Origin of the sequence: Klebsiella sp. 2019SCSN059 (assembly GCF_021739525.1) — a bacterium.
Classification (GTDB): Bacteria; Pseudomonadota; Gammaproteobacteria; order Enterobacterales; family Enterobacteriaceae; genus Klebsiella; species Klebsiella quasipneumoniae.
The window spans coordinates 116,848-131,908 of sequence record NZ_JAKKOM010000007.1 but is presented as its reverse complement, the minus strand read 5'-3'; the positions used below and the strand labels follow the sequence as shown (position 1 = coordinate 131,908).

The 15,061-nt window shown below is 60.2% G+C and carries 13 protein-coding genes; 12 read left to right on the top strand and 1 reads right to left on the bottom strand.

The window, feature by feature from the left end; genetic code table 11:
* From nuoE to nuoN, 10 genes are all read left to right on the top strand, one after another.
* Positions 1–501 carry an NADH-quinone oxidoreductase subunit NuoE gene (gene nuoE / locus L2I46_RS10815; RefSeq protein ID WP_002913160.1) on the top strand — a complete coding sequence of 167 codons (501 nt, stop codon included), beginning with the start codon at positions 1–3 and terminating at the stop codon, positions 499–501.
* Positions 498–1,835, top strand: a complete 1,338-nt coding sequence (gene nuoF / locus L2I46_RS10810) for an NADH-quinone oxidoreductase subunit NuoF (protein WP_002913158.1) — start codon at positions 498–500, stop codon at positions 1,833–1,835. Before nuoE ends, nuoF begins: the two co-directional genes overlap by 4 nt.
* 33 nt (positions 1,836–1,868) lie before the next feature.
* Positions 1,869–4,595 carry an NADH-quinone oxidoreductase subunit NuoG gene (nuoG, locus tag L2I46_RS10805; RefSeq protein ID WP_236947858.1) on the top strand — a complete coding sequence of 909 codons (2,727 nt, stop codon included), beginning with the start codon at positions 1,869–1,871 and terminating at the stop codon, positions 4,593–4,595.
* Complete coding sequence (gene nuoH, locus L2I46_RS10800) at positions 4,592–5,569, top strand: NADH-quinone oxidoreductase subunit NuoH (protein WP_002913156.1); 978 nt, start codon at positions 4,592–4,594, stop codon at positions 5,567–5,569. The genes nuoG and nuoH overlap by 4 nt, the downstream gene beginning before the upstream one ends.
* Positions 5,570–5,583: 14 nt before the next feature.
* Positions 5,584–6,126, top strand: coding sequence for an NADH-quinone oxidoreductase subunit NuoI (gene nuoI / locus L2I46_RS10795; RefSeq protein WP_002913152.1), 543 nt, complete (start codon positions 5,584–5,586; stop codon positions 6,124–6,126).
* 10 nt (positions 6,127–6,136) lie between these two features.
* On the top strand, positions 6,137–6,691 hold the full coding sequence (nuoJ, locus tag L2I46_RS10790; RefSeq protein ID WP_004201743.1) for an NADH-quinone oxidoreductase subunit J: 555 nt from the start codon (positions 6,137–6,139) through the stop codon (positions 6,689–6,691).
* On the top strand, positions 6,688–6,990 hold the full coding sequence (nuoK, locus tag L2I46_RS10785) for an NADH-quinone oxidoreductase subunit NuoK (protein WP_002913148.1): 303 nt from the start codon (positions 6,688–6,690) through the stop codon (positions 6,988–6,990). The genes nuoJ and nuoK overlap by 4 nt, the downstream gene beginning before the upstream one ends.
* Complete coding sequence (gene nuoL / locus L2I46_RS10780; protein ID WP_236947857.1) at positions 6,987–8,828, top strand: NADH-quinone oxidoreductase subunit L; 1,842 nt, start codon at positions 6,987–6,989, stop codon at positions 8,826–8,828. The genes nuoK and nuoL overlap by 4 nt, the downstream gene beginning before the upstream one ends.
* Positions 8,829–9,126: 298 nt before the next feature.
* Complete coding sequence (nuoM, locus tag L2I46_RS10775) at positions 9,127–10,656, top strand: NADH-quinone oxidoreductase subunit M (RefSeq protein WP_004201738.1); 1,530 nt, start codon at positions 9,127–9,129, stop codon at positions 10,654–10,656.
* 6 nt (positions 10,657–10,662) lie between these two features.
* The gene (nuoN, locus tag L2I46_RS10770; RefSeq protein WP_004201737.1) at positions 10,663–12,120 is read left to right on the top strand and encodes an NADH-quinone oxidoreductase subunit NuoN; all 1,458 of its coding nucleotides are present in this window, start codon (positions 10,663–10,665) and stop codon (positions 12,118–12,120) included.
* A 56-nt stretch (positions 12,121–12,176) separates the two neighbouring features.
* On the opposite strand, the gene rnz is transcribed toward nuoN, so the two are convergent.
* Positions 12,177–13,097, bottom strand: coding sequence for a ribonuclease Z (rnz, locus tag L2I46_RS10765; RefSeq protein ID WP_032453590.1), 921 nt, complete (start codon positions 13,095–13,097; stop codon positions 12,177–12,179).
* Positions 13,098–13,154: 57 nt separating this feature from the next.
* Between rnz and L2I46_RS10760 the strand changes: the two genes are divergently transcribed.
* Positions 13,155–13,616, top strand: coding sequence for a GNAT family N-acetyltransferase (locus L2I46_RS10760; protein WP_032428946.1), 462 nt, complete (start codon positions 13,155–13,157; stop codon positions 13,614–13,616).
* A 135-nt stretch (positions 13,617–13,751) separates the two neighbouring features.
* Positions 13,752–15,041: an isochorismate synthase MenF gene (gene menF / locus L2I46_RS10755; RefSeq protein WP_236947856.1), complete on the top strand. Its 1,290-nt coding sequence runs from the start codon at positions 13,752–13,754 to the stop codon at positions 15,039–15,041.
* The last annotated feature ends 20 nt before the right edge of the window (positions 15,042–15,061 follow it).

The window sequence follows — 15,061 nt, the reverse complement described above, 5'->3', positions numbered from 1 at the left end:
ATGCACGAGAATCAACAACCACAAACCGAGGCTTTTGAGCTGAGTGCGGCAGAGCGTGAGGCTATTGAGCACGAGAAGCACCACTACGAAGACCCGCGTGCGGCGTCCATCGAAGCGCTGAAAATCGTTCAGAAACAGCGCGGCTGGGTGCCGGATGGCGCGATCTACGCCATTGCCGATGTGCTGGGCATCCCGGCCAGCGACGTCGAAGGCGTGGCGACGTTCTACAGCCAGATTTTCCGCCAGCCGGTTGGCCGTCACGTGATCCGCTACTGCGACAGCGTGGTGTGTCACATTACCGGCTATCAGGGGATTCAGGCCGCCATCGAGAAGAAGCTGAACATCAAGCCAGGGCAGACCACCTTTGATGGCCGCTTTACCCTGCTGCCGACCTGCTGCCTGGGCAACTGCGACAAGGGACCGACCATGATGATTGATGAGGACACTCACAGCCATCTGACGCCGGAGGCAATTCCTGACCTGCTGGAGCAGTACAAATGAAAACCGTAATTCGTACTGCGGAAACGCATCCGCTCACCTGGCGCCTGCGCGACGACAAGCAGCCGGTCTGGCTGGACGAGTATCGCAGCAAAAATGGCTATGAAGGGGCGCGAAAAGCGCTGACCGGCATGGCGCCGGACGAGATCGTCACGGCGGTAAAAGACGCTGGCCTGAAAGGGCGCGGCGGCGCGGGCTTCTCCACCGGTCTGAAGTGGAGCCTGATGCCGAAAGACGAATCCATGAACATCCGTTACCTGCTGTGTAACGCCGATGAGATGGAGCCGGGCACCTATAAAGACCGCCTGCTGATGGAGCAGCTCCCGCACCTGCTGGTGGAAGGCATGCTGATCTCCGCCTTTGCGCTGAAGGCTTATCGCGGCTACATCTTCCTGCGCGGTGAGTATATCGAAGCGGCCCAGCATCTGCGCCGCGCGATTGCCGAAGCCACCGAGGCGGGCCTGCTGGGGAAAAATATCCTCGGCACTGGTTTTGACTTCGAGCTGTTTGTCCACACCGGGGCAGGACGCTATATCTGCGGCGAAGAGACGGCGCTGATCAACTCCCTGGAAGGCCGCCGCGCTAACCCGCGCTCCAAGCCGCCGTTCCCGGCGAGCTCCGGCGTGTGGGGTAAGCCGACCTGCGTCAACAACGTGGAAACCCTGTGCAACGTGCCGGCGATTCTGGCTAACGGCGTCGAGTGGTACCAGAACATCTCCACCAGTAAAGATGCCGGCACCAAGCTGATGGGCTTCTCCGGCCGCGTGAAGAACCCGGGCGTCTGGGAGCTGCCGTTCGGCACCACTGCCCGCGAGATCCTGGAAGATTACGCCGGCGGTATGCGCGATGGCCTGAAGTTTAAAGCCTGGCAGCCGGGTGGGGCAGGGACCGACTTCCTCACCGAAGCGCACCTCGATCTGCCGATGGAGTTCGAAAGCATTGGTAAAGCGGGCAGCCGTCTGGGCACCTCGCTGGCGATGGCCGTTGACCACGAGATCAACATGGTCTCGCTGGTGCGCAACCTCGAAGAGTTCTTTGCCCGCGAGTCCTGTGGCTGGTGTACGCCGTGCCGCGATGGTCTGCCGTGGAGCGTGAAGATCCTGCGCGCCCTGGAGCGCGGCGAAGGTCAGCCTGGCGATATCGAAACGCTTGAGCAACTGTGTCGATTCCTGGGCCCGGGTAAAACCTTCTGCGCGCACGCGCCGGGCGCGGTTGAGCCGCTGCAGAGCGCGATTAAATATTTCCGCGAAGAATTCGAGGCTGGCATTAAGCAGCAGTTCAGCAATACCCATGCAATCAACGGGATTCAGCCGAACCTGCTTAAGACGCGCTGGTAATCTAAAGGTTTTTTTATTTTTGGAAGCACGCTAATGGCTACGATTCATGTAGACGGCAAAGAATACGAGGTCAACGGAGCGGACAACCTGCTGGAGGCTTGTCTCTCTCTTGGGCTTGATATTCCCTACTTTTGCTGGCACCCGGCGCTAGGGAGCGTCGGTGCTTGCCGCCAGTGTGCGGTGAAGCAATATCAGAACGCGGAAGACACGCGTGGTCGCCTGGTGATGTCCTGTATGACTCCGGCATCCGACGGCACCTTTATTTCTATCGACGACGGCGAAGCGAAGCAGTTCCGCGAAAGCGTGGTGGAGTGGCTGATGACCAACCACCCGCACGACTGCCCGGTCTGCGAAGAGGGCGGCAACTGCCACCTGCAGGATATGACGGTGATGACCGGCCATAGCTTCCGCCGCTATCGTTTTACCAAGCGTACCCACCGCAACCAGGATCTGGGGCCGTTTATTTCTCACGAAATGAACCGCTGCATCGCCTGCTACCGCTGCGTGCGCTACTACAAAGATTATGCCGACGGCACCGATCTGGGCGTCTATGGCGCCCACGACAACGTCTACTTCGGCCGCCCGGAAGATGGCACCCTGGAGAGCGAATTCTCCGGCAACCTGGTGGAAGTCTGCCCGACCGGCGTCTTCACCGATAAAACGCACTCCGAGCGTTATAACCGTAAGTGGGACATGCAGTTTGCGCCGAGCATCTGCCAGCAGTGTTCCATTGGCTGCAACATCAGCCCAGGCGAACGCTATGGCGAGCTGCGTCGTATCGAAAACCGCTATAACGGGACCGTTAACCGCTACTTCCTCTGCGACCGCGGTCGTTTCGGCTATGGCTATGTGAACCTGAAAGACCGTCCACGTCAGCCGGTTCAGCGCCGCGGCGACGATCTGATTACCCTCAACGCCGAGCAGGCGATGCAGGGCGCGGCGGATATTCTGCGCCAGTCGAAGAAAGTGATCGGCATCGGCTCCCCGCGCGCCAGCATTGAAAGCAACTTCGCGCTGCGCGAGCTGGTGGGCGCCGACAACTTCTATACCGGCATCGCCAAAGGCGAACAAGCGCGCCTACAGATGATGCTGAAAGTGCTGCGCGAAGGTGGGATCCACACCCCAAGCCTGCGCGATATCGAATCCTACGACGCGGTACTGGTGCTGGGCGAAGACATTACCCAGACCGGCGCGCGCGTCGCGCTGGCGGTGCGTCAGGCGGTGAAAGGGAAAGCACGCGAAATGGCGGCGGCACAGAAAGTGGCCGACTGGCAGATTGCGGCGATCCTCAACATCGGCCAGCGCGCCAAGCACCCGCTATTCGTCACCAACATCGATGACACCCGCCTGGATGACATCGCCGCGTGGACCTACCGCGCGCCGGTAGAAGATCAGGCGCGTCTCGGCTTCGCCATCGCCCATGCGCTGGACGACAGCGCGCCGGCGGTTGACGGCCTGAGCCGCGAACTGCAGGGTAAAGTCGATGTCATCGTCCAGGCGCTGGCCGGGGCGAAAAAACCACTGATTATTTCCGGGACCAACGCCGGCAGCATGGAGATCATCCAGGCCGCTGCTAACGTGGCGAAAGCTCTGAAAGGCCGTGGCGCCGACGTCGGCGTGACCATGGTTGCCCGCGCGGTGAACAGCGTCGGTCTGGGTATGATCGGCGGCGGCTCGCTCGAGGAGGCGCTCGACGAACTGGAAAGCGGCGCCGCAGACGCAGTTATCGTGCTGGAAAACGACCTTCACCGTCATGCTTCCGCCGCCCGCGTCGACGCAGCGCTCTCCAAAGCGCCGCTGGTGATGGTGGTTGACCATCAGCGCTCGGCGATTATGGACAAAGCGCACCTGGTGCTCTCCGCAGCAAGCTTTGCGGAAAGCGACGGTACCGTGGTGAACAACGAAGGCCGCGCCCAGCGTTTCTTCCAGGTCTACGACCCGGCCTACTACGACGCGAAAACCGTGATGCTGGAAAGCTGGCGCTGGCTGCATTCTCTGCACAGCACCGTTAACAACCGTCAGGTTGACTGGACGCAGCTGGACCACGTTATCGATGCCGCGATTGCCGCACTGCCGCAGCTGGCGGGCATAAAAGATGCCGCGCCGGATGCGACCTTCCGCATTCGTGGGCAGAAACTGGCGCGTGAACCGCACCGCTACAGCGGCCGCACGGCGATGCGCGCTAACATCAGCGTCCACGAGCCGCGTCAGCCGCAGGATAAAGACACGATGTTCGCCTTCTCCATGGAAGGGAACAACCAGCCGTCTGCCCCGCGTTCGCAGATCCCGTTCGCCTGGGCGCCGGGCTGGAACTCCCCGCAGGCATGGAACAAGTTCCAGGATGAAGTGGGCGGGAAACTGCGCCATGGCGATCCGGGCGTCCGCCTGTTTGAAGCTTCCGCCAGCGGGCTGGAATACTTCACGGCGGTGCCGGCCAGCTTCCAGGCGGAAGAGGGGAAATGGCGTATCGCACCTTATTATCACCTGTTTGGCAGCGATGAGTTGTCACAGCGCGCGCCGGTGTTCCAGAGCCGGATGCCTGAGCCGTACATCAAGCTGAACCCGGCGGATGCCGCGAAGCTTGGCGTCAACGCCGGGGCGATGCTCTCCTTTAGCGTGGAAGGCCAGACCCTGCGTCTGCCGCTGGTTATCTCTGAAGGTCTGACCGCAGGGCAGGTTGGCTTACCGATGGGCATGCCGGGCATTGCGCCGGTACTGACCGGATCGCGTATTGATTCACTGCAGGAGGCGAAAGCATGAGCTGGTTAACGCCGGATCTTATCGACATTCTGTTAAGCATCCTGAAGGCCGTGGTCATTCTGCTGGTGGTGGTCACCTGCGGCGCGTTCATGAGCTTCGGCGAGCGTCGTCTGCTCGGTCTGTTCCAGAACCGCTACGGGCCAAACCGGGTGGGCTGGGGCGGTTCGCTGCAGCTGGTCGCCGACATGATCAAGATGTTCTTTAAAGAGGACTGGATCCCGCGCTTTTCCGATCGCGTGATCTTTACTCTGGCGCCGGTTATCGCCTTTACCTCGCTGCTGCTGGCCTTCGCTATCGTGCCGGTCAGCCCGACGTGGGTGGTGGCTGACCTGAACATCGGGATCCTGTTCTTCCTGATGATGGCAGGCCTGGCGGTTTACGCGGTGCTGTTCGCCGGTTGGTCGAGCAACAACAAATACTCCCTGCTGGGGGCGATGCGTGCTTCCGCGCAGACCCTAAGCTACGAAGTGTTCCTCGGCCTCTCCCTGATGGGCGTGGTGGCGCAGGCGGGGTCATTCAATATGACCGATATCGTCAACAACCAGGCGCATCTGTGGAACGTTATCCCGCAGTTCTTCGGCTTCGTGACGTTCGCCATCGCCGGCGTGGCGGTGTGTCACCGTCACCCGTTCGACCAGCCGGAAGCGGAGCAGGAGCTGGCCGATGGTTACCACATTGAATACTCCGGCATGAAGTTCGGTCTGTTCTTCGTGGGTGAATACATCGGTATCGTCACCGTTTCAGCGCTGATCGTCACGCTGTTCTTCGGCGGCTGGAATGGCCCGTGGTTACCTCCTTTCATCTGGTTCGCGCTGAAAACCGCGTTCTTCATGATGATGTTCATTTTGATCCGCGCATCATTACCGCGTCCGCGCTATGACCAGGTAATGTCCTTTGGCTGGAAGGTATGCCTGCCGTTAACGCTGGTCAACTTGTTGGTAACGGCGGCTGTCATTCTCTGGCAGGCGCAATAAGGGGTGAATTGAACATGACCTTAAAAGAATTATTGGTGGGGTTCGGCACCCAGGTCCGGAGTATCTGGATGATTGGCCTGCATGCCTTCGCCAAACGTGAAACCCGGATGTACCCGGAAGAGCCGGTCTATTTGCCGCCGCGTTATCGCGGCCGCATCGTGCTGACGCGCGATCCGGACGGTGCAGAGCGCTGCGTCGCCTGTAACCTGTGTGCGGTAGCCTGCCCGGTGGGCTGTATTTCGCTGCAGAAAGCAGAGACGGTAGACGGCCGCTGGTACCCTGAGTTCTTCCGCATCAACTTCTCACGCTGCATCTTCTGCGGTCTGTGTGAAGAAGCGTGCCCGACCACGGCGATCCAGTTGACCCCGGACTTTGAGCTGGGTGAATACAAGCGTCAGGATCTGGTGTACGAAAAAGAGGATCTGCTGATTTCCGGTCCGGGCAAATACCCGGAATATAACTTCTACCGGATGGCGGGTATGGCAATCGACGGCAAAGATAAGGGCGAAGCGGAAAACGAAGCTAAGCCGATCGACGTCAAGAGCCTGTTACCGTAAGGAGAGGGCAATGGAATTCGCTTTTTATATCTGTGGCCTGATCGCCATCCTCGCAACCTTGCGGGTCGTCACCCACACCAATCCGGTGCATGCGCTGCTGTACCTGATCATTTCGCTGTTAGCGATTGCCGGGGTGTTCTTCTCGCTGGGCGCTTACTTCGCCGGGGCGCTGGAGATTATCGTCTACGCCGGGGCCATTATGGTGCTGTTCGTCTTCGTGGTGATGATGCTCAACCTGGGCGGCAGCGAAATCGAACAGGAACGCAAATGGCTGCAGCCGGGGATCTGGATTGGCCCGGCCATCCTCTCCGCAGTGCTGCTGGTGGTTATCGTTTACGCCATTCTGGGGATTAACGACCAGGGTATCGACGGCGCGGCAATCAACGCTAAAGAAGTGGGTATTGCGCTGTTTGGGCCGTACGTCCTGGCGGTGGAGCTGGCCTCCATGCTGCTGCTGGCGGGCCTGGTGGTCGCCTTCCACATCGGTCGCGAAGAGCGCGCCGGCGAGGTGCTGAGCAACCGCGTGAACGACAGCGACAAAAGAAAAACGGAGGAACACGCATGATCCCCTTAACACATGGACTGATCCTCGCGGCCATCCTGTTTGTGCTTGGTCTGACGGGGCTGGTGATCCGCCGCAATCTGCTGTTTATGTTGATCAGCCTGGAAATCATGATTAACGCCGCCGCGCTGGCCTTTGTGGTTGCGGGAAGCTACTGGGGCCAGGCAGATGGTCAGATTATGTATATCCTCGCCATCAGCCTTGCGGCTGCGGAAGCGAGTATCGGTCTGGCGCTGCTGCTGCAGCTCCATCGTCGCCGCCAGAACCTGAACATCGATTCAGTAAGTGAGTTGCGTGGATGAACATGCTTGCCTTAACCATTCTTTTGCCATTGATTGGCTTTGTGCTGCTGGCCTTCTCCCGCGGGCGCTGGTCGGAAAACCTTTCCGCCACCGTTGGCATGGGCTCGGTAGGCCTGGCGGCGTTGGTCACCGCCTATGTCGGCGTCGACTTTTTCGCTAACGGCAAACAGGCGGTCAGCGTGCCGCTGTGGACCTGGATGTCGGTAGGGGATTTCAACATCGGCTTCAACCTGGTGCTGGACGGCCTGTCGCTGACCATGCTCTCCGTGGTGACCGGCGTCGGCTTCCTGATCCACATGTTCGCCTCCTGGTATATGCGCGGTGAAGAGGGCTACTCCCGCTTCTTCGCCTACACCAACCTGTTTATCGCCAGCATGGTGGTTCTGGTACTGGCCGACAACCTGCTGCTGATGTACCTGGGTTGGGAAGGGGTGGGTCTCTGCTCTTACCTGCTGATCGGCTTCTACTACACCGATCCGAAGAACGGCGCCGCAGCGATGAAAGCGTTTGTGGTGACCCGCGTCGGCGACGTGTTCCTCGCCTTCGCGCTGTTCATCCTCTACAACGAACTGGGTACCCTCAACTTCCGCGAAATGGTTGAGCTGGCGCCGCAGCACTTTGCTAACGGCAGCACCACGCTGCAGTGGGCGACGCTGATGCTGCTCGGCGGCGCGGTCGGTAAATCCGCCCAGCTGCCGCTGCAAACGTGGCTTGCCGATGCGATGGCGGGTCCGACGCCGGTTTCCGCGCTGATCCACGCCGCGACCATGGTCACCGCGGGCGTCTACCTGATCGCCCGTACCCACGGTCTGTTCCTGATAACGCCGGAAGTGCTGCATCTGGTCGGGATCGTCGGGGCGGTTACCCTGGTGCTGGCGGGCTTCGCCGCGCTGGTGCAGACCGACATTAAACGCGTTCTCGCTTACTCCACGATGAGCCAGATTGGCTACATGTTCCTCGCGCTGGGCGTGCAGGCATGGGACGCGGCGATTTTCCATCTGATGACTCACGCGTTCTTTAAAGCGCTGCTGTTCCTGTCGTCTGGTTCGGTGATTCTCGCCTGCCATCACGAACAGAACATCTTCAAGATGGGCGGCCTGCGCAAATCTATTCCGCTGGTGTACGTCTGCTTCCTGGTGGGGGGCGCGGCGCTGTCCGCTCTGCCGCTCATTACCGCAGGCTTCTTCAGTAAGGATGAGATCCTGGCGGGGGCGATGGCCAACGGTCATATCAACCTGATGGTGGCGGGCCTGGTCGGCGCCTTTATGACCTCGCTGTACACCTTCCGCATGATTTTCATTGTGTTCCACGGTAAAGAGCAAATTCACGCGCACGCAGGGAAGGGGATCACCCATCATCTGCCGCTGATTGTGCTGCTGGTGCTGTCCACCTTCGTTGGCGCGCTGATCGTGCCGCCGCTGGAAGGCGTCTTACCGCAGACCACTGAACTGGCGCACGGCAGCGTGATGACGCTGGAGATTGCCTCCGGGATCATCGCTATTGCCGGCATCCTGATCGCCGCATGGCTGTGGCTGGGCAAACGCACCCTGGTGACCTCTATCGCCAACAGCGCGCCTGGCCGCTTCTTCGGTACCTGGTGGTTCCATGCCTGGGGCTTCGACTGGTTATACGACAAAGTCTTCGTTAAGCCATTCCTCGGCATTGCCTGGCTGCTGAAGAGCGATCCGCTGAACTCGTTGATGAACATCCCGGCGCTCCTCTCCCGCTTCGCAGGTAAAGGCCTGCTGGTGAGCGAGAACGGCTATCTGCGCTGGTATGTGGCGTCAATGAGCATTGGCGCGGTGGTGGTGCTGGCGCTGCTGATGGTATTGCGTTGAGTTTGAGAACCTTTGTGTTGCCCGGCGGCGCGGTGCTTGCCGGGCCTACGGGAGCGTAGGTCGGGTTAGCATTAGCTCCACCTGACAAAACAAGCCTCAAACCGAAGTGAATTTTCTGTGAGAATTCGTTGAAAATCAGGTCGTAAAGGACAGGCGTTATCGGCGAAGTCAAAGTGGACGCCGCCTGCGCGGAGCAATCGAAGCGTACTAAAGTACGTGAGGATTGTGAGCACAGCCGGAGTTCGTTATGACGAGTAAGATAGCCTGAACCGGACTTAAATAAGGAATAAAAATCACCATGTTATTGCCTTGGTTGATATTAATCCCCTTTATCGGCGGCTTCCTGTGCTGGCAGACCGAACGCTTTGGCGTGAAAGTGCCGCGCTGGATCGCGCTGATTACCATGGGACTGACGCTGGTGCTTGGCCTGCAGCTGTGGATGCAGGGCGGCTATTCTCTGACGCAATCCGCGGGTATTCCGCAGTGGCAGTCTGAGTTCGTGCTGCCGTGGATCCCACGCTTCGGCATTAGCATTCATCTGGCGATCGACGGCCTGTCGCTGCTGATGGTAGTGCTGACCGGCCTGCTCGGCGTGCTGGCGGTGCTCTGTTCCTGGCGCGAAATCGAAAAATACCAGGGCTTCTTCCACCTCAACCTGATGTGGATCCTGGGCGGCGTCATCGGCGTGTTCCTCGCCATCGACATGTTCCTGTTCTTCTTCTTCTGGGAAATGATGTTGGTGCCGATGTACTTCCTGATTGCGCTGTGGGGCCACAAAGCCTCTGATGGTAAAACGCGTATCACGGCGGCCACCAAGTTCTTCATCTATACCCAGGCGAGCGGCCTGGTGATGCTGATTGCCATTCTGGCGCTGGCATTCGTCCACTTCAACGCCACCGGCGTGTGGACTTTCAACTATGAAGAGCTACTGAAAACCCCGATGTCCCACGGCGTGGAATATCTGCTGATGCTCGGCTTCTTCATCGCCTTCGCGGTGAAAATGCCGGTGGTGCCGCTGCACGGCTGGCTGCCGGACGCCCACTCCCAGGCGCCGACCGCCGGTTCCGTCGACCTTGCGGGGATCCTGCTGAAAACTGCGGCCTACGGTCTGCTGCGCTTTGCGCTGCCGCTGTTCCCGAACGCCTCCGCCGAGTTTGCGCCCATCGCGATGTGGCTGGGCGTGATCGGGATCTTCTACGGCGCGTGGATGGCCTTTGCGCAGACGGATATCAAACGTCTTATCGCCTACACCTCCGTGTCCCACATGGGCTTCGTGCTGATTGCTATCTACACCGGCAGCCAGCTGGCGTATCAGGGGGCGGTGATCCAGATGATTGCTCACGGTCTCTCCGCGGCGGGTCTGTTTATTCTCTGCGGCCAGCTGTACGAACGTCTGCATACCCGTGACATGCGTCAGATGGGCGGTCTGTGGAGCAAAATCAAATGGCTGCCGGCGATGTCGATGTTCTTCGCCGTCGCCACCCTGGGGATGCCGGGCACGGGTAACTTCGTCGGCGAATTTATGATCCTTTTCGGCAGCTATAAAGTGGTGCCGGTGATCACCGTGATCTCGACCTTTGGTCTGGTATTCGCGTCCGTTTACTCGCTGTCGATGCTGCATCGCGCTTATTTCGGTAAAGCGAAAAGCGAAATCGCGGCGAAAGCGCTGCCGGGGATGTCCCTGCGTGAACTGTCTATCATCCTGCTGCTGGTGGTGCTGCTGGTGCTGTTGGGCTTCTTCCCGCAGCCGATCCTCGACACCTCGCATGCTGCGATGAGCAACATTCAGCAGTGGTTTGTTAATTCTGTTTCTACTACAAGGCCGTAATTCGCCATGACAATAACTCCACAACAACTGATCGCACTGCTACCGCTGCTGATCGTCGGCTTGACGGTGGTGGTTGTGATGCTCTCCATTGCGTGGCGACGCAATCATTTTCTCAATGCCACGCTGTCGGTTCTCGGGCTTAACGCCGCGCTGGTCTCGCTCTGGTTCGTCGGCCAGAACGGGGCGATGGACGTCACGCCGCTGATCCGCGTTGACGGCTACGCTATGCTCTATACCGGGCTGGTGCTGCTGGCGAGCCTCGCGACCTGTACTTTCGCCTACCCGTGGCTTGAGGGTTACAAGGACAACAAAGAAGAGTTCTACCTGCTGGTGTTGATTGCCGCCCTGGGCGGCATTCTGCTGGCCGGTGCGAATCATCTGGCGGCGCTGTTCCTCGGCATCGAGTTAATCTCCTTGCCGCTGTTCGGCCTGGTCGGCTACGCCTTCCGCCAGAAGCGTTCGCTGGAAGCGAGCATCAAATACACCATCCTCTCCGCGGCAGCCTCCTCTTTCCTGCTGTTCGGTATGGCGCTGGTGTATGCGAACTCCGGCAACCTGTCCTTCCTTGCGCTGGGCAAGAGCCTGGCGGACAACACCCTGCACGAGCCGCTGCTGCTGGCGGGGCTCGGCCTGATGATCGTCGGTCTTGGCTTTAAGCTGTCGCTGGTGCCGTTCCACCTGTGGACGCCGGACGTTTACCAGGGGGCGCCTGCGCCGGTCTCCACCTTCCTGGCGACCGCCAGCAAGATTGCTATCTTCGGCGTGGTGATGCGTCTGTTCCTGTACATGCCGGTGGGCAACAGCGAAGCGGTGCGCGTGGTGTTGGGGCTGATCGCCTTCGCCTCTATCATCTTCGGTAACCTGATGGCGCTGAGCCAGACCAATATCAAACGTCTGCTCGGTTACTCTTCTATCTCCCACCTCGGCTATCTGCTGGTGGCGCTGATCGCCCTGCAAAGCGGCGAAATGTCGATGGAAGCCGTTGGCGTCTACCTGGCCGGCTACCTGTTCAGCAGCCTCGGCGCGTTCGGCGTGGTCAGCCTGATGTCCAGCCCATACCGTGGCCCGGACGCGGACTCGCTGTTCTCCTACCGCGGTCTGTTCTGGCACCGTCCGATCCTGTCGGCGGTGATGACGGTGATGATGCTCTCCCTGGCCGGTATCCCAATGACGCTCGGCTTTATCGGTAAGTTCTACGTGCTGGCCGTCGGTGTTCACGCCCATCTGTGGTGGCTGGTTGCCGCGGTGGTTGTCGGCTCGGCGATCGGTCTCTACTACTACCTGCGCGTGGCGGTGAGTTTGTACCTGAGCGCGCCGGAGCAGCTGAACCGTGATGCGCCGTCGAACTGGCAGTACAGCGCGGGCGGTATCGTGGTGCTGATCTCTGCCCTGCTGGTGCTGGTGCTCGGTATCTGGCCGCAGCCGTTGATTAGCATCGTGCAGCTGGCGACGCCGCTGATGTAAGTTGATTGCCTCAATAAAAAAACCGCCGGAATGGCGGTTTTTTTATGCCCGGAATGTTACGCCACCCTGTAGACCATAAAGTCTTCCGCCAGCAGGGTGTCCGGGAAAATCTCCCGGCATTCCGCCAGCATCCGCAGGCAGCCTTCGGCATCGTAGCGTGAGCTAAAGTGGGTGGCGATTAGCGTGCCGACCCCCGCTTCTTTGGCAAGCGCTGCGGTCTGCTGACTGGAAGAGTGGCCGCGGCTATTGGCTTTCTCCGCCATCGCCTGCTCCAGCGTGGTTTCGTGCACCATCACATCCGCCCCGCGCGCCATTTCCAGCGCCTGCGGGCAGGGGGCGGTATCGCCGAAGATGGCCAGCGTTTTACCCGGCGTAGCGGGCCCCAGGTAGCGGCTGCCGTCGATCGTCCGGCCATCCGCCAGCGTGACCTGTTCACCGCGCTTAAGCCGGTGAAACAGCGGTCCGGGGGGCACGCCGTCGGCAATCAGCTGGGCGGCGTCGAGGGCGCCGGGCTTGTCATGCTGCTCAATGCGATACCCGTAGCACTCCACCGGATGGCTGAGCGGGAACGCGGTGACCCGATAGCCCTCTTCGTCGAACACCAGACCGGGGCCGACTTCGATGATGGTCAGGGGATAATCGGTCCACGAACCGCTGAGGCGCAGCGCGGTGTCAATGAATTCCTTTATTCCTTTTGGTCCGTAGACCGTCAGCGGCAGCGAATTCCCCTGCATCGAGCGGCTGCACAGCAGGCCGGGCAGGCCGAACAGATGGTCGCCGTGCAGATGGGTAATAAAGATCTTATTCAGTTTGCCAGGATGATGGGGCGTATGCAGAAATTGATGCTGGGTCCCTTCGCCGCAGTCAAACAACCACATTTCGGCGCGGGTTGGCTGTTGCAAATTGAGTATTATCGACGTCATATTACGCGTGCGGGTCGGCACCCCGGCGGATGTCCCCAAAAAAGTTAATTCCATCGTCCAGTGTCCTCAGGGCGAGTCGCAAAGTATCAGTATATCAATAAGGAGCAGCAGATGATGACCTGGCAGGATCTCCATCATAGTGAACTTACCGTTCCCCAGCTGTATGCGCTGCTGAAGCTGCGCAGCGAAGTCTTTGTCGTGGAGCAGCAGTGCGCCTATCAGGATGTCGACGGCGATGATTTGGTCGGGGAAAATCGCCATCTGCTCGGCTGGCGCGATGGCGAACTGGTGGCCTATGCGCGGATCCTTAAAAGCGAAGAGACGTACGATCCGGTGGTGATTGGCCGGGTTATCGTCAGCCCCGCCGCGCGCGGTGAAAAGCTCGGCCATCAGCTGATGGCGCAGGCGCTGGCCAGCTGTCAGCGGCACTGGCCGCAAAAGGCGATTTACCTCGGGGCGCAGGCGCATCTGCAAGCCTTTTACGCCCACTTCGGTTTTACGCCAGTGACTGAGGTCTATGATGAGGATGGCATTCCGCACATCGGCATGGCGCGGGAAAGCCGCGCTCTCTGACCCCTGAACACTCGCGTCCCAACCTTGTTCCGGGCCGGCGAGCGGGGGAGTTAAAACCCGCTCCCTCGTCATGGGTACTGCTATTCCGCCGTTGAACCCCTTATAATGTGGGGTTTTACTACCGTGGAGGTTTGCGTGCTGTCTGTTTCCACTGCGCTGGCCCGTTTACGTGACGGCCTGAGTGAGCCCTTTCCTGACTCACCCGGCACGCGAATTATCGATATTGCCTTTCCGCTGAATGATGCCTTCGATCCGCTGCTATGGTGCGGCCAGCAGCCGCAGTGGCCGCAGTTCTACTGGCAGCAGCGCAATGGCGACGAGGAGCTGGCGGCGCTGGGAGCGGTAAAAAGCTTTCCCTCGCTCGACGCCGCAAACCGCTTTTTACACCAGGCCGGGCGGCAGGATCTGCGCATTTGCGGCCTGAATGCGTTTGCCCCGCAGCAGGGCCGGCTGGTGCTGCCGCGTCTGGAGTGGCGTCGGTGCGGCGGCAGGGCCGCGATGCGGCTGGTGCTGCACAGCGACCTCTCCCTGCGCGACGATGCCGTGACGGCGGGTGATTTTCTCTCCAGCCTGACCACCGCCCAGGCGACCCCTGGCGGCGTGCCGCCGCTGCTGAGCGAGCGCCACTCCTCCGATTATCCCCAGTGGCAGGCAATGATAGACCAGGCGACGCAGGCCATCGCCGCCGGCGACATGGATAAAGTGGTGCTGGCGCGGGCAACCGACCTGCAGTTTGCCGCCCCGCTGGATGCCGTGAGTATCATGGCCGCCAGCCGCAGCCGCAATCTTAACTGTTTTCATTTCCTGATGGCGTTCAATGCCCGGCAGGCGTTTTTCGGCTCCACGCCGGAGCGGCTGTGGCGCCGGCGCGGCGCGCTGCTACGCACCGAAGCGCTGGCGGGCACCGTCGCTAATCATCAGGATGACGCGAAGGCGCAGCAGCTGGCCGACTGGTTGATGAAAGACGACAAAAATCAGCGGGAAAACATGCTGGTGGTGGAGGATATCTGCCAGCGCCTGCAGAGTGAGGCCTCGACGCTGGACGTTCTGCCGCCGCAGGTGGTGAGGCTGCGCAAGGTGCAGCATCTCCGACGCTGCATCTGGACCGAGCTGGCGGAGCCTGACGACAGCCGCTGCCTGCTGCAGCTCCAGCCCACCGCCGCGGTGGCCGGCCTGCCGCGGCGGGCGGCGCTGGCATTCATTCAGCGCCATGAACCTTTTTCCCGTGAATGGTACGCCGGTTCCGCCGGGTATCTGTCGCTGGCGCAAAGCGAGTTTTGCGTGGCGCTGCGTTCGGCGAAAGTGGACAACGACACTCTGCGACTGTATGCCGGGGCGGGGATCGTCAGCGGCTCCGATGCGCAGCAGGAGTGGCAGGAGATTGACAACAAAGCGGCCGGGCTGCGCTCGCTGCTGTGTCCATAAGACGGGAATGACGATGCATA